This is a genomic window from Gordonia neofelifaecis NRRL B-59395 (assembly GCF_000192435.1).
GTDB lineage: Bacteria > Actinomycetota > Actinomycetes > Mycobacteriales > Mycobacteriaceae > Gordonia > Gordonia neofelifaecis.
On sequence record NZ_AEUD01000001.1, the window covers coordinates 439,464 to 459,822 of the forward strand.

Sequence of the window (20,359 nt, forward strand, 5' to 3'; positions counted from 1 at the left end):
AGGCAAGGCTACGCCTCGTCCTCCGGCTCCTCGACATACCCGAACCCTGCATCGAGACCGTGATCGGACATCCAGTTGCGGAAGTAGTCCTGGCCATCCTGCGTTCGCTGGATCCGCCCGAGGTAGTAGTCGACGCCGAGAAGGGCCTCCTGCTGCTTCGGTAGGTCCCACACTCGGACCGCCCAGGCCAGATCCTGGATGGTCAGGACGATGATGTTCCGAGCCTGGATGAGATCGCGCGCCTCGTCGGTCACATCTCGACAGACGACGACCGCGGTCGCATTGGGGGCCGCCGCAATGTCCTCGAAGAAGTCGGTGAGCTGCCCTTCGACGTTGTCCATGTCAAGCAGCATGTCCTTGACCTCGGCTGCCAGCTCGGGTTCACTTCCGCGGAACCCGTCGACATCGCCCAGTCGTCCCTGCCTGGACGAACCTGTGTTGACGCTTGCAGATTCCAGGATCAGGTTCGGTGAGTCCGCCCGCAGATAGCCGTACGCGATACCTTGCAACAGCGCCCCGCCGCGGACCTTCTTTACCGTGGTCGGCATCTCTGCCAAGACCGCCTCGAACGGCCGAACGACTCGGTCGCGAACCTCAGCCAGCTTCATCTCAGGTCGAGGAAGCACACCCTCGGTCCAGACGTGCTCGGCGAGACGAGCACGCTCCCCGGGAGCGAGTCGGTACATCTGCTCGATCCACGAGCGGTATCCCGGCCACGACTGAGTCGCATGCCCCTGGTTGATCGGGTGCTCTCGCAGCATCTCATTGCGGATGATCGCAAGCGCGACGTTGTACCGAGGTCGAAGAGTGACGACCTCGCCGTCGGACATCGTGAAGTTCAACGTGTTCACCGACCGTTCGCCGGGCTTGGCCGACTGGGGAGGGTGCGAGACGAACACGTCAGGGAGGTCGTCGACGCCGGCGAGGTCCAGCAGTTCCTCGGCTTGCACGATCAATGCCAGGCACAGCGCTGACCAGTGGTTCTGGTTCCGCGGCCGATCGGTCTCCAACCACTCGATCGCCGCAGCCAACTCCGGCGACACTGATCCGCCAGGCAGCTCCCGATCGAGGAAGCCTGCCGGGAACCCGATCTGCTCTGCGAAGTTGCTCAGCGGCTGATCACCGCCACGGGTTGCCATCTCAGAACCACCGATTCCCGTCCTGGAGGGCTTCGCCGACAGCCTGGGCCAGCAGCGGAGGAACAGCATTGCCGACCTGCAGTCGCTGGCTGGTGACGCCGCCGAGGAACTGGAACCGGTCAGGGAAGGACTGGAGCCTTGCGCCCTCTCGTGTTGTGAGGCCGCGGTCCTGGGTCGGGTGGATGCAGCGGGTACCCGAGGGCTTGCCCAGGTTCTGCGTGATCGCGACGGCCGGCCGCCACGAGGCCAGTCGGCTGTAGGAGTTGTGAAAACCTGCGCGGGGCTGCAGCTTCGGAGGGATCGCCGTCCGGTTCCCGCCGTCCGGGATGTACGAGATCGCCTTCACGAGGTGCTCGGGGTGGTTCGACACGCTGTGGCCTTGAAGTACGTCACCGGGTAGGTGCATCAACTTCTGGTACGGCGTCGACGGCGGCTTCGTGTACTCAGTGGCGGCTTCGCCCGCGCTCAGCTCGGGCAGATCGAAGATCGCGTCGGCAACGCTGACGTACGTCTCGTCGTCGTGCGTGATCGGCGGGCCCTGGAAGAGCCCACGGTCCCGGTGTCCGACGAACACGACGCGGCGGCGCAACTGCGGCACACCGTGCTCGGCCGAGGTGAGCACCATGAATCGGACGCGGTAGCCGAGATCCTTGAATGACTCGGCCACCTCCTGTTCATAGCTCATGTCCTTCAGACCGAGGACGTTCTCGATCATGAACCCCTTAGGCCTCAACCCTTTGACGATCCGCCGGAACTGTAAGAACAGCACATTCCTCGGGTCCTCACGGTTTCGTTTGCCGACAGTGCTGTAGCCCTGGCAGGGAGGCCCGCCGACGACCCAGTCCGGCTTCTCTGGCAGCAGCTGCGCGAGCTTCGGCATCGTCAGCTTGCGCACATCGCACTCGATCGTCGGGTGGTCGGGCATGTTGTGGCTGTACGTCTTCAGTGCGTCGCCCCAGTAGTCCGATGCCAGTAGGCACTCCATGCCGGATTGCTGCAGTCCCCACGAGAGCCCCCCAGCCCCCGCGAACAGATCGATGAAAGTTTCAGCCACGAGGGAGATCTTAACCAACTAGGTCGAGGATCGTACGCACGTTCGATATATCTGCGCGCCACGATCCCACGCCTCAGCACCAGGCATCACATCCAACACCAACCATGAGGGAGTCCACCATGCCTGAACTGATTCATCTCGACGTTGTGGTCGAACATCACCGACCGTCCATGGGGCGGTTCACCGCCCGTCGACTGCAGATCGCACTGGCCGCACCATCTCCGGAAGAGCGGTCCGATGACCACCATCTGTCGGTGTGGGCGCGCGCGGAACTCTCTCGGTGGGTTCGAGGTCGGCGAGGTTCTGAGTCCGTTGCCATCGTCCGCGTGATCGCCGCACCGATCGGCTTCGAGTCCCTGGTCGGAGTGGGCGTGCAGGCGTGCTGATCGACTGTCCGCAAGCCGGTCGTTGACCGTACACCCGAACGACACCAGTCCAGCCGGCGTAAACGCAGGCCGGACTGTCTCGTAAGACCCGTGCGGCACTTTGTCGCATAAGCGGTCCCGCTAACGTACAATGGACTCATGAAGATCGGCTACGCGCGGGTGAGCACCGACCGTCAGGACCTCACCGCCCAGATCACCGAACTCCAGGCGCTCGGCGTCGAGGAGAAGAACATCTACACCGACCCCGGCTTCACCGGCACCAACCGACAGCGCCCTGGTCTCGCGCAGGCACTGGCCGCCGCGAGTCACCCCGGCGCGGAGTTCGTCGTGACCAAGCTCGACCGGCTCGCCCGGTCGATCCGTGACGCCAAGGACATCGCCGACCAGCTCGTCGCCAGCGGCGCGGTCCTGCAGATCGGACGCAGCGCCTACGACCCGAACGACGCGATGGGCAAGATGATGTTCAACATCATGGCGACCTTCGCCGAGTTCGAGGCCGATCTGATCAGGCAGCGCACCCGAGAGGGCATGGCCGTGGCCAAAGCTCGCGGACGGTTGCAGGGCAAGAAGCCCAAGCTCCCGCCGAACCAGGAGAAGCGACTCGTCGAGCTGTTCAAGGCCGGCGGGCACTCCGTCGGCGAGTTGGCTGGCGACTTCGGTGTCAGCCGAGCCACGGTGTACCGTGCCGTCCAGCGAGCAGGTGTCCGATGAGCATCCCCAGTCCCATCACCTACTTCGGCGGCAAATCCCGTCTGGCCGAACAGATCGTCGAACTCTTCCCGCCGCACCGGCACTATGTCGAGGTGTGCGGGGGTTCCCTCGCCGTGCTGCTGGCCAAACCGCCCAGCGCCCAGGAGACCGTCAACGACTTGAACAAGTCCCTGATGACGTTCTGGCGCATGGTCCGTGATCGCCCAGAAGACCTCGAACGAGCCTGTTCCCTCACCCCGCACTCCCGTGCCGAGCGCGAACTGGCGTGGTCCATCGCCGACGACCTTGACGAACTTGAGATCGCCCGTCGCGTTTTCGTGGCGCTGACCCAGGGGCGGATGGGCAGTCAGACGAAGACCGGCTGGCGTCACGACACCGGGGAGAAGACCACCGCGATGCCGGTGCGCTTAGCGCGCTATGCGGGTCGGATCGCGCCGGCGGCCGCTCGACTCGCAGCCGTCTCACTCGAATGCCGCCCGGCCGTCGAGATGGTCGAAGCCTACGGGCGCCACCGCAGCAATCTGTTGTACATCGACCCGCCCTACGACACGCCCCGTGCCGCGTCGTACGCCGTCGACATGTCTGGCGACGATCACAAGCAGCTCATCGACGCCGCCCTCGCGGCCACCTCGGCCGTCGTGGTCTCCGGCTACGCCGGCGGGCAGTGGGATCAAAGGCTCTCCGACGCCGGGTGGTACCGGCATGAGATCACCACCACGACCACGCAAGGCGGTAGTGGTCAGCCGCGGACGGAGGTCGTCTGGAGCAATCGCATTACGACGGAAAGCACCATCGATTCCGTCGTAATTCCCGCACACCGATGTCCCCAGTGCACAGCGATCGTAAAGCAACCGGCCCGCGGTCGACGGCGGACGTTCTGCTCGCGCTCATGCCGCGACGCGGCGCGCTACCGACGTGTGATGGGGGCGAGGTCATGACCGACGACATCGACGACCCCGACGCCGAGTTCCTGGCCACCGAGCACATCGGCAATGCGATCAACGCCCTCGCTCAAGCCGAGGAAGCTGTGGCCGAGCCCGCGCCCATGCCGCCGGAGGTCGCTGAGCGGCTCGACGCCTTGATCGATCGGCTCACCGACGATAGCTAACCACGCCGGCGAAGCCGTCGCCGGAGACCTCCTCGAACACCCGGTTCGAGGAGGTCTTTTCGTATGTCTGTACCCGCACCCTTCACCAGCACCGCGACGAGAGACGGTTCACGCATCGTCGTCGCCCGGCACGATGACGTGACCGGCGGCCAACCGTTGATCACCATCCTGACCGACGATCTCGGCCTGCTGAACTTCTCACGAGCCCCCGCCGAAGCGCTCGGACGCCTGCTGCTGCGCACCGTGGCCGACGTCGTCGCCGTGACGGTGTCGATCAGTAACTCGTACCCGGAACTCGGACGGCACTTCGCACGTACCGAGGAGGCAGATCTTCCGGCACCGCCCGACGGCATCGACCTCACGGCCTGGGCGCAGGACGAGCTGATCCAGCTCACCGGCGAGGGCGCCGAGTACGCCAACGTCCGCGGCGTCTACGAGGCGCGAATCACTCACGCGCCGGTGCCGTTTGAACATCTCGTCGGTCTGACCGCCCACGGCGAGGGCTAGGAGAACACCATGCCTGCACCCATCATTACGCCGCAGCAGATGGCCAAGGACGCCCTGTCGATCATCGGCATCCAGGTCACCGGTGGCCGGAGTGTCGTGCTCACCGACCGCGACAGCGTCGGCGAGCGTGCGTTCACCTACCTGATCAACCCGTCGCAGCTGGAGTACGCCTGCGACCAGTACCGGCTCACCGTCGGCGAGTCGATCGACTACGAGGGCCTGGAGGCAGTTCTGCCCTGGCTCACCGAGGAGGACTTCCAATGACGTCACCGCTGCGACCGTCCGTCGCCATCACCGAGCCCGACCGCCCGCAGATCTGGGTGGGCTGCTTCCGATGCCGGAACGACGGTCTTCTCGTCGGCGACTGGTTCGACGCCGTCGGCGCCGAGACGATCACCGTCGCCGAGGTCCACCGCGGCTCGGGCGTCGACTGGGCCGAGGAGGGCTGCGAGGAGATCTGGGTCTTCGACACCGACGGCGTGTGGCCGACCAGCACCGAGATGGACACGACTACAGCCGGGCGCTGGGGCGAGCTGTACGAGCTGGTCGGACCGAACCAGTGGCCGGCGTTCTGCGCGTGGGCACGCTCGGAGGGCGTCACCATCGACGGCGAGGACCTGCCCGACGTCGGCACCTTCGAGGAGCGGTACGAGGGCGAGCACGACGACTGGAACGCCTTCGTCTGGCACCACGTGGTTGAGATGGACCTTCAAGCCGGTTGGCCAGACGAGGCGGTTCGCTACTTCGACGTGACGCGCTACGGCCGCGACCTGCGGCACAGCTACTCGGTCGAGGACGCGCAGTACGGCGGTGTCTACGTGTTCCGGGACGCGTGACCATGTACATCATCGCGCCCGACCCAGTCGATGTCGACGTTGTCGTCGTCCAGGAGCCGTCGGGATGGATCCGCCGCATCCACAGAGAAGACGCCGATCCAGAACACCGGCACCTCGCCGTCCGCTTGGCCGCCACCTGGTTCGGCAACGATCCCGCGTGACATATCCTGAAACACGGAAACCCCCTGGTGCGCGACCTGCACCAGGGGGTTTCTGCTTTATCTCAGCGCGTCAGCACGTCGGCGTCAGCAGTGCGATACCCGGCACACCGTCGACGCGGTAGACGGTCATCGTGTCTCCGTCCGCGCCGATGGTCTTCGCCGTCAGCCGGACCGTCACACCCCCGACGTGTGCGGTGCCGCCGGTCGGCGTCGGCTTGATCCGTCCCCGCTGGCCGAAGGCGGTGATCGTGCCGTCCTTGACGTGCGCCGTGCCGATCTTCGTGCCGGTGCCGGGCATGGCGGGCGGGAGAGCGATCGACGAGATCGCTTCGTAGCACCCGTCGGCGACTCCCGCTGCGGTGTCCGCGGCGGCCGTGCCCGCGCCGAGCCCGGCGAGGGCAGCTGTGGCGCCGAGTCCGGCGACGGCGGTGGCGATCTTGATGTGCTTGCTCGTGTTCATGGTGTGACCCTTCCTGGTCTTGGTTCCTCTTGTCTTGCTGGTGGAGTCGAGCTGCGCCTACGTCATTTCTCGGCCTCCTCTTTCTCCTTCTCGTCCGCCGGAGCCGCTTCGAGGTCGGCCTTGACCACCTTGTCGCCGATGACCGCGAGCACGCCGGTCTCGCTGCCGCCGTCCGCCTGCACTGCCGCGACCTCGACCTGGTCGTCCTTCAGCCCGCGAGCGTTCTCAGGGATCCCCTCGCCGACGACGCGGTAAGGGCCCGCGACACCCTGCTTGCAGGCGCCGGCGACGTTCTCGTCGGTGCCATCGCCCGGCCCCTCGGTGACGTGCAGTCCCTTGGCCGTGTCGACAGTCGCCTTCCACCACGGGTCGCCCGCGGGGGCTCCCTTCGCCGGTGCCGGCTCGGCGATGTAGAGGCCCCATGTGGTCTTCGCCGTCTGAAGGATGACCACTTCATCGGCCTTCTCGAGCCGTCCGGCGAACCCCGACGGGAGCGTGACGCTGTCGGTCACCTTGAGTTGCAGCATCGGCTCCGTTGACCCGGTCCAGGCAGCTCCCGCGAGGTCCGAGCAGGCATCCACGGACTGCTTGACCTCTTCCTTCTTGCTGCTCGCAGCGGCGCGCACCTGCGAGCTCTTCGCAGCTGCGGCGTCTTTCACGTCGGACACCGTGTTCTGGTCGCCGACGGCGCTCAGGCCCCACGCAATGCCGCCGCCGACCAGCAGTACCACCGCCGCCGCACCAGCGATCAGCAGTTTCGGTGCCTTGCCGACCTTCGGCACCGCAGGGGTGTCACCGACCGCCGGCGGCTGCGCCGCAGGCGTCGGTGTAGCGGCCGACTCGATGGTGATCGGCTCGCCGTTCTCGTCGACGGGGTTGCCGTCCGCGTCGACGTAGGAACCGTCCGGCTGCTCGTAGATCTCGATCTCTTCGTACTCGTCAGGCATCGTTCGACTCCTTCTTGACGACCTTCTTCACAACGACCTTCTTGACCGGCTGCGAGGCGGTCGGGACCGGTGCGGGCGTCTCAGCGACCGGCGGCGCGATCGGTGCCGGTGCGACCGGAGCCTGGACCACCGGCTGCGCCGTGGCGGCCGGAGCGTCGGTGACGACGCCCTTGTCCTTCAGTCCGCGGATCATGTTGGGTACCAACGACGGGAACACCACCAGCGCGCCGATCATCGCCGCGCTGCCCGCGGCGATGTACAAGTTCGAGAACACTCCGAGCGCCGCCGCGACACCGGCACGCAGTACGAGGAATGCCACCGCGTACGCCGCGGCGATCAACGCCATGACCGGCATCGACGCCTTGGCCATCCACGCCGTGTACTCGCCGGCGATCTGCGTGACGACCCCCTTGGTGGCCGCGAAGTCGTCGGTGTCGCCGCCGCTCTTCGGGATCGCGATGCGGCCGCGGGCGTACGACAACTTGATCATCATCACGATCATCATCGACAGGCCCGACGCCGCCATTTCGGCGTTCGGTCCCTGCGCCACCGTCCACGCAATCGCACCGGCGCCGCCGAACAGCAGCAACGTCGCAGCGATGCGCAGCACCTCGGTCGTGCCCGTTTGAATGTGTACGTTCACAGGCTGTTGGGGATTCGTCATGTCACTTCTCCTTCTTGTTGTTGGTGGTGACCGCCGGGATGGCGATCGCGGCGATGAGGGCTGCGGTGGCGACGCCGCCGGCGATCCGCCACGGACCGCCGAGGGTGATGCCGAGGGCGATGACCGCGATACCGGCCAACAGGCCGATAGCGATCGCCGCGCCGAGCGCCGGGCCGGTCATGCCGGGTCCTCGTCGTCGATACGCTTCTCGAAGTTGTCGAAGTCCACGTCGCCGAGATCAGGCGCATCCGGCCCTGACCCAGCGAGTGCCGGGTTCCGCGCCGGGAGCTGGCCGCCGCCTGCCGGCTCCGGCTCGGGAGCGGTGGGCTCGGGAACCTCGGCGGCCATCGGCTCGGCGCTCGTCGACGCCTGTCCGCGGTAGGGGTTCAACGCTGCGGCCTTGTTCTTGTCCACGACCACGCGCCAGCTGCCGTCCTTGTTCTGCTTCGGCGGCTCGATGACGCCCCTCTGCACGCCCGCCCAGCCCCAGACGCGGATCTGCCAGGCGATGACCACGAACGCCACGGCCAGCTGCCAGAGCATCCACGCCCACCAGGGGCCGAGGCGGGAGAACAGGCTGACGGGGAAATGGCGGTCCAGGTGCAGGCCGATTCCCGTCGGCACGTCGAGCAAGACCAGCGCCGTCATCAGGAGCACTGCGGCGAGCGCCCACGGCCACAGCCAGAGCCGACCGATCCGCGTCGAGATCCGAAGGAGCACCACGCGGTACGCACCGACTCCGAGCGCGACGCCCGCGCCGATGCAGTAGGCGCCGACAGCTGCGGCCACCACGACCAGGGACTCCTGGAACATCCCGAGCTTCTCGCTGCGCAGCGTCCGGCGCCACAGGGGCGAGGGGATCTCGTCCTGCGCCGCGCTCACGCCGACGCCGGTGCCAGCCCGCTCGCGCTGCCGGTCGGCGCGGTTCAGGATGCCCGAGCGGCGCCGTGCCGAGGCCGCTTCGGGATCACTGTGCGCGTTGATCCATGCGGCCCGCTCAGTCGCCCACGGATGAATCATCGGGTCTCCAAGCACTCGTCGAGCTGCACGGCCGACGTCGCCGGCAAACACGCGTCCACGGCATCGCGGTCGACGCCGTCACCGCTGCATCCACCGCCGACGGCCAGGCCCACGCCGAAGATCGCGGCGACCACCGCACCTTTGGCCACGGCACGGGGACTGATGCGCCGGCCGGCCTTCTCCTTACTCACGCCTGCTCCTCTCACTTGTCGCCGCTGTCCATGCGACTCTAGGTATAGTTATACAGTACATCGCATAACTATGCTTCACCAGGGAAAGGCCCAGGTGAGCACGAGAAGAGAGAGGTGCAGCATGGCCGCATCCGACAACCTGAGTGAGCATCAGCAGGTCCCGCTGACCGCCGGCGAGCGACGAGTGCTCCGCCGGGAGGCCGCCGACCGCGACGTCACGCCGGGGATCTTCAGCCGCGCGCTGGTCCTCGACGGCCTGGAGCGGCTCGACGAGCCCGACCTCGATGCCCGCATCGAACGCGAGCGCGACGACAGCGCTGCCCGCTCCCGCGCGTCGGCCACCACGGCAGCGCGCCGTCGGTGGGGAAAGGTCGGGAAATGAGCATCTTCAAGCGCGAGAAGAGCGGTGAGCCGACAGCGCCGAGCACTTCGCTGCCGGACACCCCGTACGCCGGCTTCATCCGCGTCGAGCCCGCTCCCGACGGCCACCGGTACCCGATTCAGCACGACGAGAGGAATGAAGGCAAGACTCACGGAGACCTCGCAGCGACCGCCTACCACCTGCTCATATCGGGCGAAACGGGCGGCGGCAAGACCCGGACCTGCCTTGTTCCTTCGCTGATCTCGTGGGGACCGCGGCCCGCCGTGGCCATGAGCAGCAAGGGTGACTTCGCTGAACTCACGATCCGCCGACGCGCCGCCAACGGCCCGGTCTTCCTCATGGACCTGAGCGGCGAAGTGCGCGAGTCGGAGCTGAAGGGCGTCGAGGTCACCAGGGTCTCCTGCGATCCGTGCGCCAACCTGACCAGTGACAACGAGGCCCTTGACCTCGCCGACCTCCTCATGGAGACAGGTGCCATCGGTGCCGGTGACACCGGCGGGGGAGGCGGTGACGCAGCGTTCTGGAAGGCACTGGCTCGCCGGCGCCTGGCGTGCTTTCTCCTGGCCGCCGGGTGGCGGCCGGACCGCACACGTCCCGGTCAGCGCGTCTGGGGTGGTGGGGTCCAATGGGCGCTCAACGCCTGCGAGACCGTCGGAGACGCTGCGGCCGAGTCGACCGGCGGCACCGGAGTCACCCGCGAAGGACTCGATGAGGACGCCGTCGCGGCCAGTGCCGACGACGACCTGGAGGCCCCGAACTGGCGGAGCGCCTACCTGCGCTGCCTGGCGCTGGGATCGACGCACGCGCCAAGCCTGCTGGCCGCGCGCGCGATGGACGAGAAGCAGCGCGATTCGATCGGCATCAACTGTCAGGTGGCATTGTCGGCCTGGGCCGACACGAACGTGGCCAACGGCGACGCGCCGTTCGTGCCGGCCATGATGACCGAGGCCGGCGCGACGCTGTTCATCGTCTCGCCGAGCACCGGTGCCGGCGCGACGCCGGCGGCCCTGACCTTGGTCCAGATCGTGAACTACTGGAGGAAACGAGTGGGCCGGCTCGATCCCATCTTGTTCGTCCTCGACGAGATCACCAACGGCTCGCCCATCCCGGCCAAGCGGTTCCTCGGCTGGATCGGTGAGGGGCGCTCACTGGGCATCCGCGTCGTCGGGGCCGTGCAGAGCACATCGCAGTTCGAGCTCATCTGGAGCCAGGCCGCGGTCAAGGTGCTGCGCACGATCTTCCCGGCCTTCCTAGTCCTGCCGGGCGCGAACGAGGACGAATTGATGGAGCGAGCGGCGAAGTACGCCAAGCCTGACGAGCGCGGTACCGCCAACGTCGGTGCCGACGGACGGGCCTCACACGGCCGCGACCGGATCCGGTCCGTCGAGCCCGCGGACTTGATCCCGCGACGCACCGGCGAAGCCCGGCTGCTCCTGCGCGGGCTGCAAGGCGTGGCCGTGGACCTGCCGGACATGAGCACCCTGGACATGGCCTGACCCACCGACGAGAAGACCCCGTCAGCCGCGGCTGACGGGGTCTTCTTGCATTCGCAGGTCACATCGACTGCGCGACTGTCTTCCGGGCCTGCTGCTGCGACAGGGTCTTGGCCTTACTGGCCTTGTCCCACGCGCCCTTGCCCTCGGCGACGCGCTGGCGCACCGCGGCCGGCTCCTGCGAGGGCGTCCGCGCACGCTCGCGCGCGACATTCTCCCGCGCCGCCGCGGCCTTGCGCGTCTCGGCCGCGAGCTGTTCGCGGCGCTGCGCCTGTTCCTGACGAGCCGCCCGCTGGCGCTGGATGCGTTCACGGGCCGCTCTGTACTCGGCGGTGCCTTTGGCGCCCTGGCCGTACTTCTTGGCCACGGCTTCGTCGCCGCCCTCGTTGATCAACCGCTGGATGTCCGCGGCCTTGTCCTCGTCGATGCGCTCCCGCGCGCGCTCGGCCTCGGTCTTACTCGCCATTTTCCTGGTCCTCCTTGATCCACTTCGCGATCCCCGCGCGGTGATCTGCGGCGCCTTGTCGCAAGATCTTCGCTTCCTCGGTGTATCTGTCCGCCTCGGCGATCGCATTCACGAACGCGAACGAGCCGCCGCCGTAACGGCGAGCCGCGTTCTCGTAGTTATCCTTGGCGAAACCCTCGATCAATTCCGCCTCGGCTTCCCACTCGGCCGCTTGATCCAAGAACTTCTGATACTCGGGTTTGATCTTCACTTCCATCACCTCCTCTCGGCGGCCTTATTCACCGATGTACTTCCTCTTGCTCTGACTCTGACTCTGTCCCTGACTGCTGGCGGTGCTCCAGGCGTCCTTTCCTTGGCTCTGCGTTTGCGCCTCACGTTCGCGCGACTGACCAACGGTCTCGTCCTCCTGCCCCTTGCCCTCCTCCTTGATCCGGTTGTAGCGCTCTCGGGCGCGCTTCTCGATTTCTTGGTGCGCCGAAGTCCAGACGGTCTTTCCGTCAGCGTCTTCCATCGCCCGCCCGTCGGCCCCCAGCACCGGCGTTCTGACCTCGTACTCGGCTTCGAGTCGCGCGCGCTTCATCTCATCGACCCAATGCTCGTCGTCGTATTCAGGAATGGCTTCGAGACGCCGTCTCGCGTCGGCCCGATCGGCGGCGGCAGCATCACGGTCGTCGCGCATCGCGTCCTCGATCTCGGAACGGATCTCGGCGCGCAGTGCGGGCTCGGTCTCGGTCTCCCATTTCGCCGCGGCAGCTTCGCGGTCGGCCAGGCGGCGGGTCTTGAGGTCGTACACCTCCTTCTCCGCGCGGCGCCCCTCAGTACGGCCCTGGGTGTAGCCCGCGTCGTAGCCGGCCTTGCGACCGTCTTCGACCGCGGTCTCGGCCGCTCGCTTCAGATCCTCGACTTCTGCGAGTCCTGCTGCGCGGTCGGCCTCGGCAGCCTGCAGGGCTGCATCGGCCCGAGCACGCAGGACTGCCGCCTCGTTCATCGCCGTCTCGGCCTCGCCCAGGCGCCCGTCTGCCACCGCCTGCGCAGCCTCGATCTCGGCCACCCGCTGCGCCAGCGCGGCGTCGACGTCGAACACGGCCTGCCCGTCGCCGGCATCGACCACGGCGAGCACGCCGTCGTCCTGGCGGAGCAGTGCGACACCCTCGACCGGCTCGCCGGTCACCAGCGCCTGCTCGGCCCGGGCCTCGTAGGTGCCGCCGGTGGCACGGACCTTCGCCTCGTACTCGGCGAGCGCCTCAGCGTTCTCCCAGGGCGGCTTGCCGTCTGCGGTCTGGTACTGCGGCCGGGGCCGATCCGGTGCCACCGTGTTCGACGGCACCACAAGCACCTGCTCGGGGATCTCCAGCGCTTCGCCGCGGGCCAGTGCAGCCGTGTTCTGCTCGCAGCGCTTCTCGATCTCGGCCCTCGCGAACTCCGGCCCGAGACCGGTTTTGCCGCGGGCACGGGCCTTGCGCTCCAGGCCGTCGTCACCGACCCAGGCGTACGAGACGCCGGTACCGCCCGCGCCGCGGGTCTTCACATCGACCGCGGCTGCCTGGCAGCGGGTCACGTAATCGGTCCAGTCGGTCGCCTGCGCGGCCGCGGTGCGCAGTTTGAGCCGCACCTCGTCATACGAGGAGTAGCCTCGCTCGGCCCGCTGGGCGTAATCCTGCTTGGCCGCCGCGCCCTCGTTGAACCGGCGGCAGGCCTCTACGTAGGCGGCATTGTCGTACTGCCACTCGCGCTGAATCACCGCGTCGGTGACCCGGCGAAGACGAAAAATGTTCTTCAGGTCGCCGTCGATTGCCCGGCCGGCCTTGTAGTGTCGAGTCTTCTCGACGCCCTCGGCGTCGGTCCACCGCAGCGTGACCTCTTGCTCGGCCACGTTCGCGACCATGATGTGCGAGTGCCACTTACCGTCGACCCACGTGCGCTTCCCGTCGACCTCCTCCCAGCGGCCGTTGTCGCGCTGGGTGACAATCTTTGCCTGGCGGCCGGGGAAGGCGCGGTTGACCCATTCCCGGGCGAGCTGGTGGGCCAACCAACCGTGGAAGTCGTTGCTCGGGTCCAGCTCCTCATGACTGTGCGACAGCACGACGCTGTAGGCGTCGTACTTCAGATCGCCCTGGCCGTACGCCAGCGCGTTTCGTCGTACATCGCGGACGAACGTCTCCGGGGCGCAGTCTCCGATGCACGACATGTACTCCACACGCGCCGACGGACCGCCTGGGCGGTCCTGATCGTGTGCCGGGCTGTTGCTGGTGTAGCGGTTGAACCCCGGCAGGTAAGGCAGTGCAGAGATGCCCGTGCTCGTCACTGGTCCTCACCGCCGACCAGGTTCTCGACCGCGGCGCGCAGGCGCTCCAGCGCGGCGCGGTTGCTCTCCAGCTCGCGGCGGGTCGCGGCTAGCTCCTCGGTGATCGCCACCGGGAGCTGCGCGTACTTGTTCGCAAACCGCACGAGCTGGTTCAGGTTGTTGCCCTGCCTGCTCAACTCCATCTCCTGCGCGCCGACGGCGTCGGCCACCGCACGCAGTTCGGGCTTGAGCCCCTTGCGGAGCTGTCGGCGCACCAGCACCTCGACGCCGGCGGACTTTCGCTGAACATAAGCATCGACCGCCGTCTGCACCAGATCGGTCAGGCTTCGCCCCTCGACCTCGGCGCGACGCTCCAGCACGGCCCTGGTGCCCGGCCGCGGCCGGAAACCGATGATCTTCTCCGGGCCAGGCTTCGCCGCCGCCCCGGCGCGGACCTTGCGCGGCTTGGCCCCGCGGGCGTCGAAGCGTCGGTCGAGCCGCTGCGCGGCCCGGCACCAGCTCGCCACGCGCTTCGCCGAGACGCCGACTGCCTCGGCTATCGCCTCGTACGTCTGTCCGGCGGCACGCCGCGCAAGCGCGTCGGCCACCCGGATCTGCGACGGCGCCGGGCCTCGGGGGCCCGTCACCGCCGCAGCCACGTCGGCGGCCAGCACTGCGTAGTCGAGCGGGCTGTCGCCCGCCGACTCCTCCGTGCCGTCCACCGTCGTCATAGTGGTGAGCTTACCAGGTTCATACGCGAGGAAACCACCACAGCGAGCATCCCCGCCGTTAAACAGTCGGCGCTTCGCGCCTCCTGTTTACCGCCCTCACTTCGTTCGGGTTCGCGGGGTGCCGTTAGGGGGCTGCGCCCCCTAAGACCCCCAGGGAGACGGCCCTGCGGGCCTTGATCCGCGCTACGCGCGGCAGGGCGATCACCTGCGGTGATGCGCCAATCGCGGTCCGGCTGCCGGCCTCGGTGCTCGCTCGCTCGCACCCTGCGCCAGCCGTCGATCCCGACCACCGGACTGACCACTCGCTCGCTCGCGGCCATCCGGCGGTCGGGGTGCACACGGCGGAGCCAGGCCGGAATGTCCGAGTGCGTCAACCGTTCTTATGCTTCAGAGCGGTCGCCGGACCGCACCGCCGAACCGGTCCGAATCCGAGACCCTGCTACGCGGGTCTACCTGCGGAAACGAGGGGGTAGCAGGGGGCCCTGCTACGTACCGAAAACGCACGTAGCAGGGGGTACGAGCAAACGGCCGTTTCCGCTGGTCACAACGGGTGACCCCCTGCTACCACGGGGCGGGGCGTGTGACGCAGCGGTAGCAGGGGGTCGCGGCGGGCGTTTTGAGCCGATTCAGCGGTACCCGCCGCTGGGCGCACTCCTGGTCCGGATACCGCCGCGGCGTGTCAGTCAGGTGGCGCTGTGAGGCCGGCGCCGGGCCGGCCCGTCGACGGCGGGCATCGGACCCGCGGAATGTTCGCTCGCTCGCGTCCTGGGGAACGCCGAACGGCGCTCGGTGCGTCACCAGGCGTGGCGACCAGGCATGCGCCCGGCGGCGCTGCGCGCCCCGACCGCCTGCACTTGGTAAGCGCTGTCGCCGGCGTGGGTGCGGAGTCGGCGCCGGGAGCGGGGACCGGCACGAGGCCTGTCGACCGGCGCAGAGATTGACGCCGGACAAAGCACGGCGATAACGCAACAACCCCCGCCGGCCGGTGGCAGGCGGGGGTTGTCGAGGTCGGTGGTCAGTCGTTGACGACGGCCCGTAGAGCCGGACGCTCGTAATCCTCGGCCGCCTGCGTCCACTTACGAACCAGGGAGCGATCGACGCCGACCTCGGCGGCGATGGCCCGTTGCGACCCTCCCTCAGCAGCCAGACGGAGCACCGCGGCGACAGCCTCCACCGGCTTGGTCGTGCCCGACTCGGCGTGAACCCTCTCGGCGATCGCGTCGGTTGACACCACCTCCACCGGGGTGGTGGCTGAGTCACCCACCACCACCTCGTCGGTGGACGACTCGCCGTCGCCGGTGGGCGATCGGCCACCAACCACCACCGGGCGATCCGCCTCCAGCGGGTGGGCGATCGGCCACTCCGCAGTGGTGGGTGACTCGGCCACCACCGGCGAATCGACCAGCGAGTGATCGTCCACGTCGTCGTGGGTGATCGGCTGGGTGACTTCATCAGCCGCCACCGCTCCGACCTGCGGGGAGTCGCCCGAATCGTCCATCACGACCTCGGTGGTTGTGATGGTCGATTCAGCCACCGCCACCGGCGCAACCACCGGGCGATCGACCACCTCGTCAGTGGGCGAATCGACGTCGACGGCAGTGGGTGATTCGATGGGCGATCCGTCACCGACCACCTGGCGATCGACCATCGGGTGGTGGGTGACCGCCCGTTCCGACGCGGTGGGTGATTCAGCCACCACCGACCGGCGGCTGTCGTCGGTGGGACCGACGGTCGGCCGACCGAGCGCATCCGGCGCCGTGGCCGCCTCGACACGGGCGACGAGGTTCCCGCCGATCCGAGACCATGCGCTCGGCGTCACTGCCTCGTCGTCGGCGGTCGACGCTCGTAGACCCATCACGTACATCGTCGCGAAGATCATCAGCAGGTCGGGAACCGCCGCCATGCCGAACTCCAGCCACGGGAACGCCGACGCGAGCCCGGTCTCGCGCACCGTGCTCAGCACGCCGACGTAGCTGGCGATCAAGACGACGACGGCGAGTGCACTGACGCCCGCGGTGGCGAGCTGCCGACGCACACCGGCCACACCAGCCTTCGTCGCCAGCCAGATGCCCTCGACCATCACCAGGAGTGCGAAGGGCAGCAGCCCCGCGGTCCAGGCCGCGACACTGTTGCCTGGAGCGACGACGTGCGAGTGGCGCACGTTGGCGTAGCTGCTCATCGCGACAGCGACCGTGAGGACCATCCACCAGTACGCCGTCGCCTTCTTCTGCGCGGTCATCGATTACTCTCCTTCGTCGTGGCGCGGCCGTGCAGACCACGCAAGTAGGCCGCATAGGCCACATCGATCCGAGGATCGCCGTCACGCCAGCCACGGGTACGACGGACGTGCCGCCGGAACGCCCGGCGGCCCATCGGCGCCGTCTCGCCGAGGGCCTGCGAGAACGAACGTCGGTTCAAGTTCTGAGTCATGCGACAGCCCTCTTCTTGAGTGAGTCGATCCGCTCCGGCCGGAATCCCGACCAGTGCTCGTCGCCTGCGACGACGACCGGCGCCTGCAGGTAGCCCAGCGCCATCACGTAGTCGCGGGCCTCGTCGTCCTGGCTGATGTCGACGACGTCGTAGGGGACTCCGGCGGCATCGAGGCGGCGTTTGGTCATGCGGCACGGACCGCAGCCGGGGCGGGTGTAGACGGTGATGGTCATGCCGCCCCCTCGGTCGTCGGTGTCATGCCGAGCTCATCGAGTTGATCGGCAGTCAATCCGTGTTGCGGGCTGGCCGACTGCTGCGAAAGCTCCGGCTCGGTGTGTGCGTTGGCGGCGTCGATCTCGGCCTGTGTCGGCGGGGTGTCCAGGATGCTCGAAATCGCGGCCCGTGCGGCGTCGAGCTCGATGTCCTCGTGGCGCAGGAGTCCGCGGTAGCGGTCCTTGAGCTTGCTGGCAGGCAGACGAGCGAAGTCACGAGTGCCCCGCTTCGAGACGTCGGCCCAGTCGTCCAGGTCGAACTCGGCGATCAGCGGCTCGATGCCGGACAGACGGCCGTGTGCGTAGGGCTGGGCCTCGCGGTCCCACACCCAGATGGAATCCTTGCCGTCGCGCACCAGGTCGTAGAGCTGGTCGTAGAACTTGTACCGTCCGAGCGCCTTCGAATTGGGCATGTTGCGCACCATCCAGGACTTGTACATGTCGAACAGGAACTGTGCCGGCGCCAACCGCCAGGTGATCTGGGTGCGGATCTCGCGCCAGAAGGCCAGGACCGGGTCGTTGTATTCCTTGAACTCGTCCAAAGCCGCCTTCACCGCGGCCGGCTCGGAGAGCTCGTAATGACCCATCGACAACGCGCGTAGCAGGACGTATTCGAGCACGTCACGGCGGTGCAGGTAGTCGTCCTTGATGTACTTGCGCTCGCGTCCGGTGAACGACTTGTCGAAGTGGATGAACATGAGCCGACGCAGCAGCGATTCGGACTTGTCCTTGACCGTCGGCTTGTCGTTGAAACACTGAATCATCAGACCGTAATGCTGATGCTTGATAGCACGGCGATTCTTGCGGTTGATCATGATGACGTCGTTGGTCACGATCGCCTTGAAGTTCGCGGCCTTGTCGATGTAGGTGCCGACATCGTTCTCATCGGTCAGAATCGCCGACGTGCCAACCAGATCTTCGAGCTTGAACTCGTGACCGAAGTCGGCCAACGGCAGCGAGGCGTAGTTGCCGCGACCGAGCAGGTTGCGGATCATGGCCAGCAGCGTGCCCTTGCCGTTGTTGCCCTGCTGCGAATAGAAGAAGACCGCCTTGTTCCAGCTGATGTACGGGCGGATGACAGCGCTGACGATCTCCCAGAGCAGCGTGGTGACCTCGGGGTCGTCGATGAGATCGGCCATCCAGGACTCGACGTCCCAGGTCTGGCAGGAGCTGGTGCAGTCAGCCGGGTCGTCGTGATCGCCGCTGCAGGTGCACAGCGAGGTGCAGCTGATGCGGTCGTCGTGCAGGCAGTGCTTCGGGTTGGGAATGACCGGACTGACCGCGTCGGGGTTCCAGTCGACACCGAGCTTGGCCAGGAAGACGTACTCGGGCGAGAACGGCACTGACGTCTTGGTGCGGAAGTCGACGATGCCGTTGCGGGTGGCGATCAGGTCGGGGTCGGTGCCGCGCTCGCGGACCGGAACCATCGACCGCAGAGCGGCAACCACTTCGACGAACGACTTGGTGTCCAGCCCCGGCTGGTAGCGGCGCACGACGGCTTCGAGGTGTCCAGGGTCGGCCAGGTACAAGCCGAACGACATGCTCTCCGGATCGTCGTCGTAGACGGCCAACAACATGTCGCCTCTATCCACCTTCTGCGTCGACGGAGCGATGAGGATGATCGAGTGCAGCGCGCTGACCAGGCGGGCCAGCTCGTAGTGGCCCAGGCGACCGATCTCGGCGCGCTTGGTGCCTGCTCGCAGGCCGCGCTTGACGCGCTCGTTCTCCTGACGGATACCGGCGTTGATGAGGTTGAGCAGGTTCTTGCGCACGACGGCCGGCGGGAGCTTCTTGAGACCGTCGATGTTGCCGGGCCGCAGGTGGACATCGGTCGCGGCTGTGGCCAGGTCTTCGACCGATGTCGCGAACGGTACGCCGCTGGCGTCCTTGCTCGGATCGTCAGGGTCGACGAGGTCACTCATCGAGGCGACGAGTTCGTCCTGTTCACGACGAGCGGCGGATGTGTAATCGACGGGGGCGTCCTTGTCGGCGGCCACGGTCACACCGGACAGGTCGTCGACGAGCAAGGCGTCGTCGAAGTCGTCAGTTGCAGTGTAGGATGTCGGTTCATTCGACATGGTGATAGCCTTATCTTGTCTCGTTACAGACAACTCGGTGGAGTGCTGACTCCACTCGGAAGCGTCGACCGCCCTTCGGTCGGCGCTTTCCGCTTTTCAATGGGGATGTGTCGCCGCGGTGCGCTGCGGTGGGGGTCACCTACGAAGCCGGAACCACCACCTCGGCGTCCGCGGGGATCCGCCAGGCGTACCCGGCCGCGATCTGCTGCGCGTCGGGAATCATGCCCGACGCGAGGTATCGGTACACCTTGAACTTTGACCATCCGCGCCGGCGGCCAAACTCGGTCGGGGTGAGAAACTCTGAAGTCATCGCATTTCCTTTCTGCTGTGGTGTCTGTGCAACAAACGCTACGGACACTATCTACCCCGCGCAACCGCATCGTTGCTGGTCAGAGGCTATTTTCATCCCGCGATATAATTCGTTTTCACCGGTTGTCGCAGCGCTACTGAGGTAATCGAAAAGGCAGTTGTGTCGCATCTTCCGACAAAAGAAGTTTCGATTGATGCCGGATCGACGCCCCGATACGGCCGGTGGCGTACTGGCCGATGCCTCGACGGTCGGGTCAGGTGCCCCGCATCCATCCGAACTCGTCGTACCGTCACCATCGTCTCGTCGGCTCGAGTCGGGGCATCGATCCGTCAGCACAACATTTCGCTCGTCAGCACAACATCTCGACAGTGCTGAAAATGTTGTGCTGAGTGTTGTGCTACGGAAACGCGCTGGTCAGGCCGTTTTAGGGTCGTGAAATCCCAGGTCGTCGACCGGCGCAGCACAACATCACAACATTTTCTGACTACAGCGCTACAGGGAGAAGAGGCGTTCGGAAACGCCCCTATACCCAAAGTGAAAAAATGTTGTGATGTTGTGCTGCCAAGGCACTTCCAGGGGGTGGAAACGCCCTGACCAGCGGGTTAGTGGACCGCGATCCAGCACAACATTCAGCACAACATTTGAAATCGGCCTGAGAAGTTGTGCTGGCGAGCGAAATGTTGTGCTGACGTTGACCATCTGAACCCGTCTGGAGCGGTCGACGTGATG

At 66.8% G+C, this 20,359-nt stretch carries 28 protein-coding genes; 10 read left to right on the plus strand and 18 right to left on the minus strand.

Annotated features, from left to right (window positions below; all coding sequences use genetic code 11):
• Positions 1-8 precede the first annotated feature (8 nt).
• Both SCNU_RS02165 and SCNU_RS02170 read right to left on the minus strand, forming a co-directional pair.
• Positions 9-1,139, minus strand: coding sequence for a hypothetical protein (locus SCNU_RS02165; protein ID WP_009677708.1), 1,131 nt, complete (start codon positions 1,137-1,139; stop codon positions 9-11).
• 1 nt (position 1,140) lies between these two features.
• Positions 1,141-2,193, minus strand: a complete 1,053-nt coding sequence (locus SCNU_RS02170) for a DNA cytosine methyltransferase (protein WP_040517452.1) — start codon at positions 2,191-2,193, stop codon at positions 1,141-1,143.
• Positions 2,194-2,312: 119 nt separating this feature from the next.
• On the opposite strand from SCNU_RS02170, the gene SCNU_RS02175 reads away from it, so the two are divergent.
• From SCNU_RS02175 to SCNU_RS20525, 8 genes are all read left to right on the plus strand, one after another.
• The gene (locus SCNU_RS02175; RefSeq protein ID WP_009677710.1) at positions 2,313-2,579 is read left to right on the plus strand and encodes a hypothetical protein; all 267 of its coding nucleotides are present in this window, start codon (positions 2,313-2,315) and stop codon (positions 2,577-2,579) included.
• A gap of 138 nt (positions 2,580-2,717) precedes the next feature.
• Positions 2,718-3,290: a recombinase family protein gene (locus tag SCNU_RS02180; RefSeq protein ID WP_009677711.1), complete on the plus strand. Its 573-nt coding sequence runs from the start codon at positions 2,718-2,720 to the stop codon at positions 3,288-3,290.
• Entirely contained in the window at positions 3,287-4,228 is a 942-nt protein-coding gene (locus SCNU_RS02185; RefSeq protein WP_009677712.1) for a DNA adenine methylase, read from the plus strand. The genes SCNU_RS02180 and SCNU_RS02185 overlap by 4 nt, the downstream gene beginning before the upstream one ends.
• Entirely contained in the window at positions 4,225-4,398 is a 174-nt protein-coding gene (locus SCNU_RS20520) for a hypothetical protein (protein WP_009677713.1), read from the plus strand. The genes SCNU_RS02185 and SCNU_RS20520 overlap by 4 nt, the downstream gene beginning before the upstream one ends.
• 63 nt (positions 4,399-4,461) lie before the next feature.
• Entirely contained in the window at positions 4,462-4,905 is a 444-nt protein-coding gene (locus SCNU_RS02190; RefSeq protein ID WP_009677714.1) for a hypothetical protein, read from the plus strand.
• Positions 4,906-4,914: 9 nt separating this feature from the next.
• A complete protein-coding gene (locus tag SCNU_RS02195; RefSeq protein WP_139025711.1) occupies positions 4,915-5,169 on the plus strand; it encodes a hypothetical protein in 255 nt (84 codons plus the stop codon).
• Complete coding sequence (locus SCNU_RS02200; RefSeq protein ID WP_009677716.1) at positions 5,166-5,741, plus strand: antirestriction protein ArdA; 576 nt, start codon at positions 5,166-5,168, stop codon at positions 5,739-5,741. The genes SCNU_RS02195 and SCNU_RS02200 overlap by 4 nt, the downstream gene beginning before the upstream one ends.
• The gene (locus tag SCNU_RS20525; RefSeq protein ID WP_009677717.1) at positions 5,738-5,902 is read left to right on the plus strand and encodes a hypothetical protein; all 165 of its coding nucleotides are present in this window, start codon (positions 5,738-5,740) and stop codon (positions 5,900-5,902) included. Before SCNU_RS02200 ends, SCNU_RS20525 begins: the two co-directional genes overlap by 4 nt.
• 70 nt (positions 5,903-5,972) lie before the next feature.
• Here the strand turns inward: SCNU_RS20525 and SCNU_RS02205 are convergent, their stop codons facing one another.
• The 6 genes from SCNU_RS02205 to SCNU_RS02230 form a co-directional block, all read right to left on the minus strand.
• Positions 5,973-6,362, minus strand: coding sequence for a hypothetical protein (locus tag SCNU_RS02205; RefSeq protein WP_009677718.1), 390 nt, complete (start codon positions 6,360-6,362; stop codon positions 5,973-5,975).
• Positions 6,363-6,424: 62 nt separating this feature from the next.
• Positions 6,425-7,309 (minus strand): hypothetical protein, encoded by an 885-nt coding sequence (locus SCNU_RS02210; protein ID WP_009677719.1) that lies wholly within the window; start codon positions 7,307-7,309, stop codon positions 6,425-6,427.
• Positions 7,302-7,973 carry a hypothetical protein gene (locus SCNU_RS02215; RefSeq protein WP_083812528.1) on the minus strand — a complete coding sequence of 224 codons (672 nt, stop codon included), beginning with the start codon at positions 7,971-7,973 and terminating at the stop codon, positions 7,302-7,304. The genes SCNU_RS02210 and SCNU_RS02215 overlap by 8 nt, the downstream gene beginning before the upstream one ends.
• Before the next feature lies 1 nt (position 7,974).
• Positions 7,975-8,154 carry a hypothetical protein gene (locus SCNU_RS02220; RefSeq protein ID WP_009677721.1) on the minus strand — a complete coding sequence of 60 codons (180 nt, stop codon included), beginning with the start codon at positions 8,152-8,154 and terminating at the stop codon, positions 7,975-7,977.
• The gene (locus SCNU_RS02225) at positions 8,151-8,993 is read right to left on the minus strand and encodes a hypothetical protein (RefSeq protein WP_009677722.1); all 843 of its coding nucleotides are present in this window, start codon (positions 8,991-8,993) and stop codon (positions 8,151-8,153) included. Before SCNU_RS02225 ends, SCNU_RS02220 begins: the two co-directional genes overlap by 4 nt.
• Positions 8,990-9,184 carry a hypothetical protein gene (locus SCNU_RS02230; RefSeq protein ID WP_009677723.1) on the minus strand — a complete coding sequence of 65 codons (195 nt, stop codon included), beginning with the start codon at positions 9,182-9,184 and terminating at the stop codon, positions 8,990-8,992. Before SCNU_RS02230 ends, SCNU_RS02225 begins: the two co-directional genes overlap by 4 nt.
• Before the next feature lie 121 nt (positions 9,185-9,305).
• Here SCNU_RS02230 and SCNU_RS02235 point away from each other — a divergent pair, with 121 nt between their 5' ends.
• Positions 9,306-9,566 carry a hypothetical protein gene (locus SCNU_RS02235; protein WP_009677724.1) on the plus strand — a complete coding sequence of 87 codons (261 nt, stop codon included), beginning with the start codon at positions 9,306-9,308 and terminating at the stop codon, positions 9,564-9,566.
• A complete protein-coding gene (locus SCNU_RS19950; protein WP_009677725.1) occupies positions 9,563-11,062 on the plus strand; it encodes a type IV secretory system conjugative DNA transfer family protein in 1,500 nt (499 codons plus the stop codon). Before SCNU_RS02235 ends, SCNU_RS19950 begins: the two co-directional genes overlap by 4 nt.
• A gap of 58 nt (positions 11,063-11,120) precedes the next feature.
• Here SCNU_RS19950 and SCNU_RS02255 read toward each other — a convergent pair whose 3' ends face one another.
• The 10 genes from SCNU_RS02255 to SCNU_RS20720 all read right to left on the minus strand — a co-directional run.
• Positions 11,121-11,525 (minus strand): hypothetical protein, encoded by a 405-nt coding sequence (locus tag SCNU_RS02255; protein WP_009677726.1) that lies wholly within the window; start codon positions 11,523-11,525, stop codon positions 11,121-11,123.
• The gene (locus tag SCNU_RS02260; protein WP_009677727.1) at positions 11,515-11,781 is read right to left on the minus strand and encodes a hypothetical protein; all 267 of its coding nucleotides are present in this window, start codon (positions 11,779-11,781) and stop codon (positions 11,515-11,517) included. Before SCNU_RS02260 ends, SCNU_RS02255 begins: the two co-directional genes overlap by 11 nt.
• Positions 11,782-11,799: 18 nt before the next feature.
• Positions 11,800-13,608, minus strand: a complete 1,809-nt coding sequence (locus SCNU_RS02265; RefSeq protein ID WP_175284056.1) for a relaxase family protein — start codon at positions 13,606-13,608, stop codon at positions 11,800-11,802.
• Positions 13,609-13,826: 218 nt separating this feature from the next.
• Complete coding sequence (locus tag SCNU_RS02270; RefSeq protein WP_139025715.1) at positions 13,827-14,540, minus strand: hypothetical protein; 714 nt, start codon at positions 14,538-14,540, stop codon at positions 13,827-13,829.
• 1,015 nt (positions 14,541-15,555) lie between these two features.
• Entirely contained in the window at positions 15,556-16,779 is a 1,224-nt protein-coding gene (locus SCNU_RS02275) for a helix-turn-helix domain-containing protein (RefSeq protein ID WP_009677730.1), read from the minus strand.
• Positions 16,776-16,970 carry a hypothetical protein gene (locus SCNU_RS02280; RefSeq protein ID WP_009677731.1) on the minus strand — a complete coding sequence of 65 codons (195 nt, stop codon included), beginning with the start codon at positions 16,968-16,970 and terminating at the stop codon, positions 16,776-16,778. The genes SCNU_RS02275 and SCNU_RS02280 overlap by 4 nt, the downstream gene beginning before the upstream one ends.
• Entirely contained in the window at positions 16,967-17,203 is a 237-nt protein-coding gene (locus SCNU_RS02285; protein WP_009677732.1) for a glutaredoxin family protein, read from the minus strand. The genes SCNU_RS02280 and SCNU_RS02285 overlap by 4 nt, the downstream gene beginning before the upstream one ends.
• Positions 17,200-19,320, minus strand: a complete 2,121-nt coding sequence (locus SCNU_RS02290; RefSeq protein ID WP_009677733.1) for a DNA primase family protein — start codon at positions 19,318-19,320, stop codon at positions 17,200-17,202. The genes SCNU_RS02285 and SCNU_RS02290 overlap by 4 nt, the downstream gene beginning before the upstream one ends.
• 139 nt (positions 19,321-19,459) lie before the next feature.
• On the minus strand, positions 19,460-19,630 hold the full coding sequence (locus SCNU_RS20530; RefSeq protein WP_009677734.1) for a hypothetical protein: 171 nt from the start codon (positions 19,628-19,630) through the stop codon (positions 19,460-19,462).
• Positions 19,631-20,122: 492 nt separating this feature from the next.
• Positions 20,123-20,359, minus strand: a 237-nt coding sequence (locus SCNU_RS20720) for a hypothetical protein (protein WP_238526274.1), incomplete at its 5' end; no start/stop codon positions are given.

Excerpts from the sequence above, each read along its gene's own strand:
- SCNU_RS02165 (WP_009677708.1), bottom strand. The coding sequence starts at position 1,139 with ATGGCAACCCGTGGCGGTGATCAGCCGCTGAGCAACTTCGCAGAGCAG.
- SCNU_RS02175 (WP_009677710.1), top strand. The coding sequence starts at position 2,313 with ATGCCTGAACTGATTCATCTCGACGTTGTGGTCGAACATCACCGACCG.
- SCNU_RS02180 (WP_009677711.1), top strand. The coding sequence starts at position 2,718 with ATGAAGATCGGCTACGCGCGGGTGAGCACCGACCGTCAGGACCTCACC.
- SCNU_RS02185 (WP_009677712.1), top strand. The coding sequence starts at position 3,287 with ATGAGCATCCCCAGTCCCATCACCTACTTCGGCGGCAAATCCCGTCTG.
- SCNU_RS20520 (WP_009677713.1), top strand. The coding sequence starts at position 4,225 with ATGACCGACGACATCGACGACCCCGACGCCGAGTTCCTGGCCACCGAG.
- SCNU_RS02190 (WP_009677714.1), top strand. The coding sequence starts at position 4,462 with ATGTCTGTACCCGCACCCTTCACCAGCACCGCGACGAGAGACGGTTCA.
- SCNU_RS02195 (WP_139025711.1), top strand. The coding sequence starts at position 4,915 with ATGCCTGCACCCATCATTACGCCGCAGCAGATGGCCAAGGACGCCCTG.
- SCNU_RS02200 (WP_009677716.1), top strand. The coding sequence starts at position 5,166 with ATGACGTCACCGCTGCGACCGTCCGTCGCCATCACCGAGCCCGACCGC.
- SCNU_RS02205 (WP_009677718.1), bottom strand. The coding sequence starts at position 6,362 with ATGAACACGAGCAAGCACATCAAGATCGCCACCGCCGTCGCCGGACTC.
- SCNU_RS02210 (WP_009677719.1), bottom strand. The coding sequence starts at position 7,309 with ATGCCTGACGAGTACGAAGAGATCGAGATCTACGAGCAGCCGGACGGT.
- SCNU_RS02215 (WP_083812528.1), bottom strand. The coding sequence starts at position 7,973 with ATGACGAATCCCCAACAGCCTGTGAACGTACACATTCAAACGGGCACG.
- SCNU_RS02220 (WP_009677721.1), bottom strand. The coding sequence starts at position 8,154 with ATGACCGGCCCGGCGCTCGGCGCGGCGATCGCTATCGGCCTGTTGGCC.
- SCNU_RS02225 (WP_009677722.1), bottom strand. The coding sequence starts at position 8,993 with ATGATTCATCCGTGGGCGACTGAGCGGGCCGCATGGATCAACGCGCAC.
- SCNU_RS02235 (WP_009677724.1), top strand. The coding sequence starts at position 9,306 with ATGGCCGCATCCGACAACCTGAGTGAGCATCAGCAGGTCCCGCTGACC.
- SCNU_RS19950 (WP_009677725.1), top strand. The coding sequence starts at position 9,563 with ATGAGCATCTTCAAGCGCGAGAAGAGCGGTGAGCCGACAGCGCCGAGC.
- SCNU_RS02255 (WP_009677726.1), bottom strand. The coding sequence starts at position 11,525 with ATGGCGAGTAAGACCGAGGCCGAGCGCGCGCGGGAGCGCATCGACGAG.
- SCNU_RS02260 (WP_009677727.1), bottom strand. The coding sequence starts at position 11,781 with ATGGAAGTGAAGATCAAACCCGAGTATCAGAAGTTCTTGGATCAAGCG.
- SCNU_RS02270 (WP_139025715.1), bottom strand. The coding sequence starts at position 14,540 with ATGACGACGGTGGACGGCACGGAGGAGTCGGCGGGCGACAGCCCGCTC.
- SCNU_RS02275 (WP_009677730.1), bottom strand. The coding sequence starts at position 16,779 with ATGACCGCGCAGAAGAAGGCGACGGCGTACTGGTGGATGGTCCTCACG.
- SCNU_RS02280 (WP_009677731.1), bottom strand. The coding sequence starts at position 16,970 with ATGACTCAGAACTTGAACCGACGTTCGTTCTCGCAGGCCCTCGGCGAG.
- SCNU_RS02285 (WP_009677732.1), bottom strand. The coding sequence starts at position 17,203 with ATGACCATCACCGTCTACACCCGCCCCGGCTGCGGTCCGTGCCGCATG.
- SCNU_RS02290 (WP_009677733.1), bottom strand. The coding sequence starts at position 19,320 with ATGTCGAATGAACCGACATCCTACACTGCAACTGACGACTTCGACGAC.
- SCNU_RS20530 (WP_009677734.1), bottom strand. The coding sequence starts at position 19,630 with ATGACTTCAGAGTTTCTCACCCCGACCGAGTTTGGCCGCCGGCGCGGA.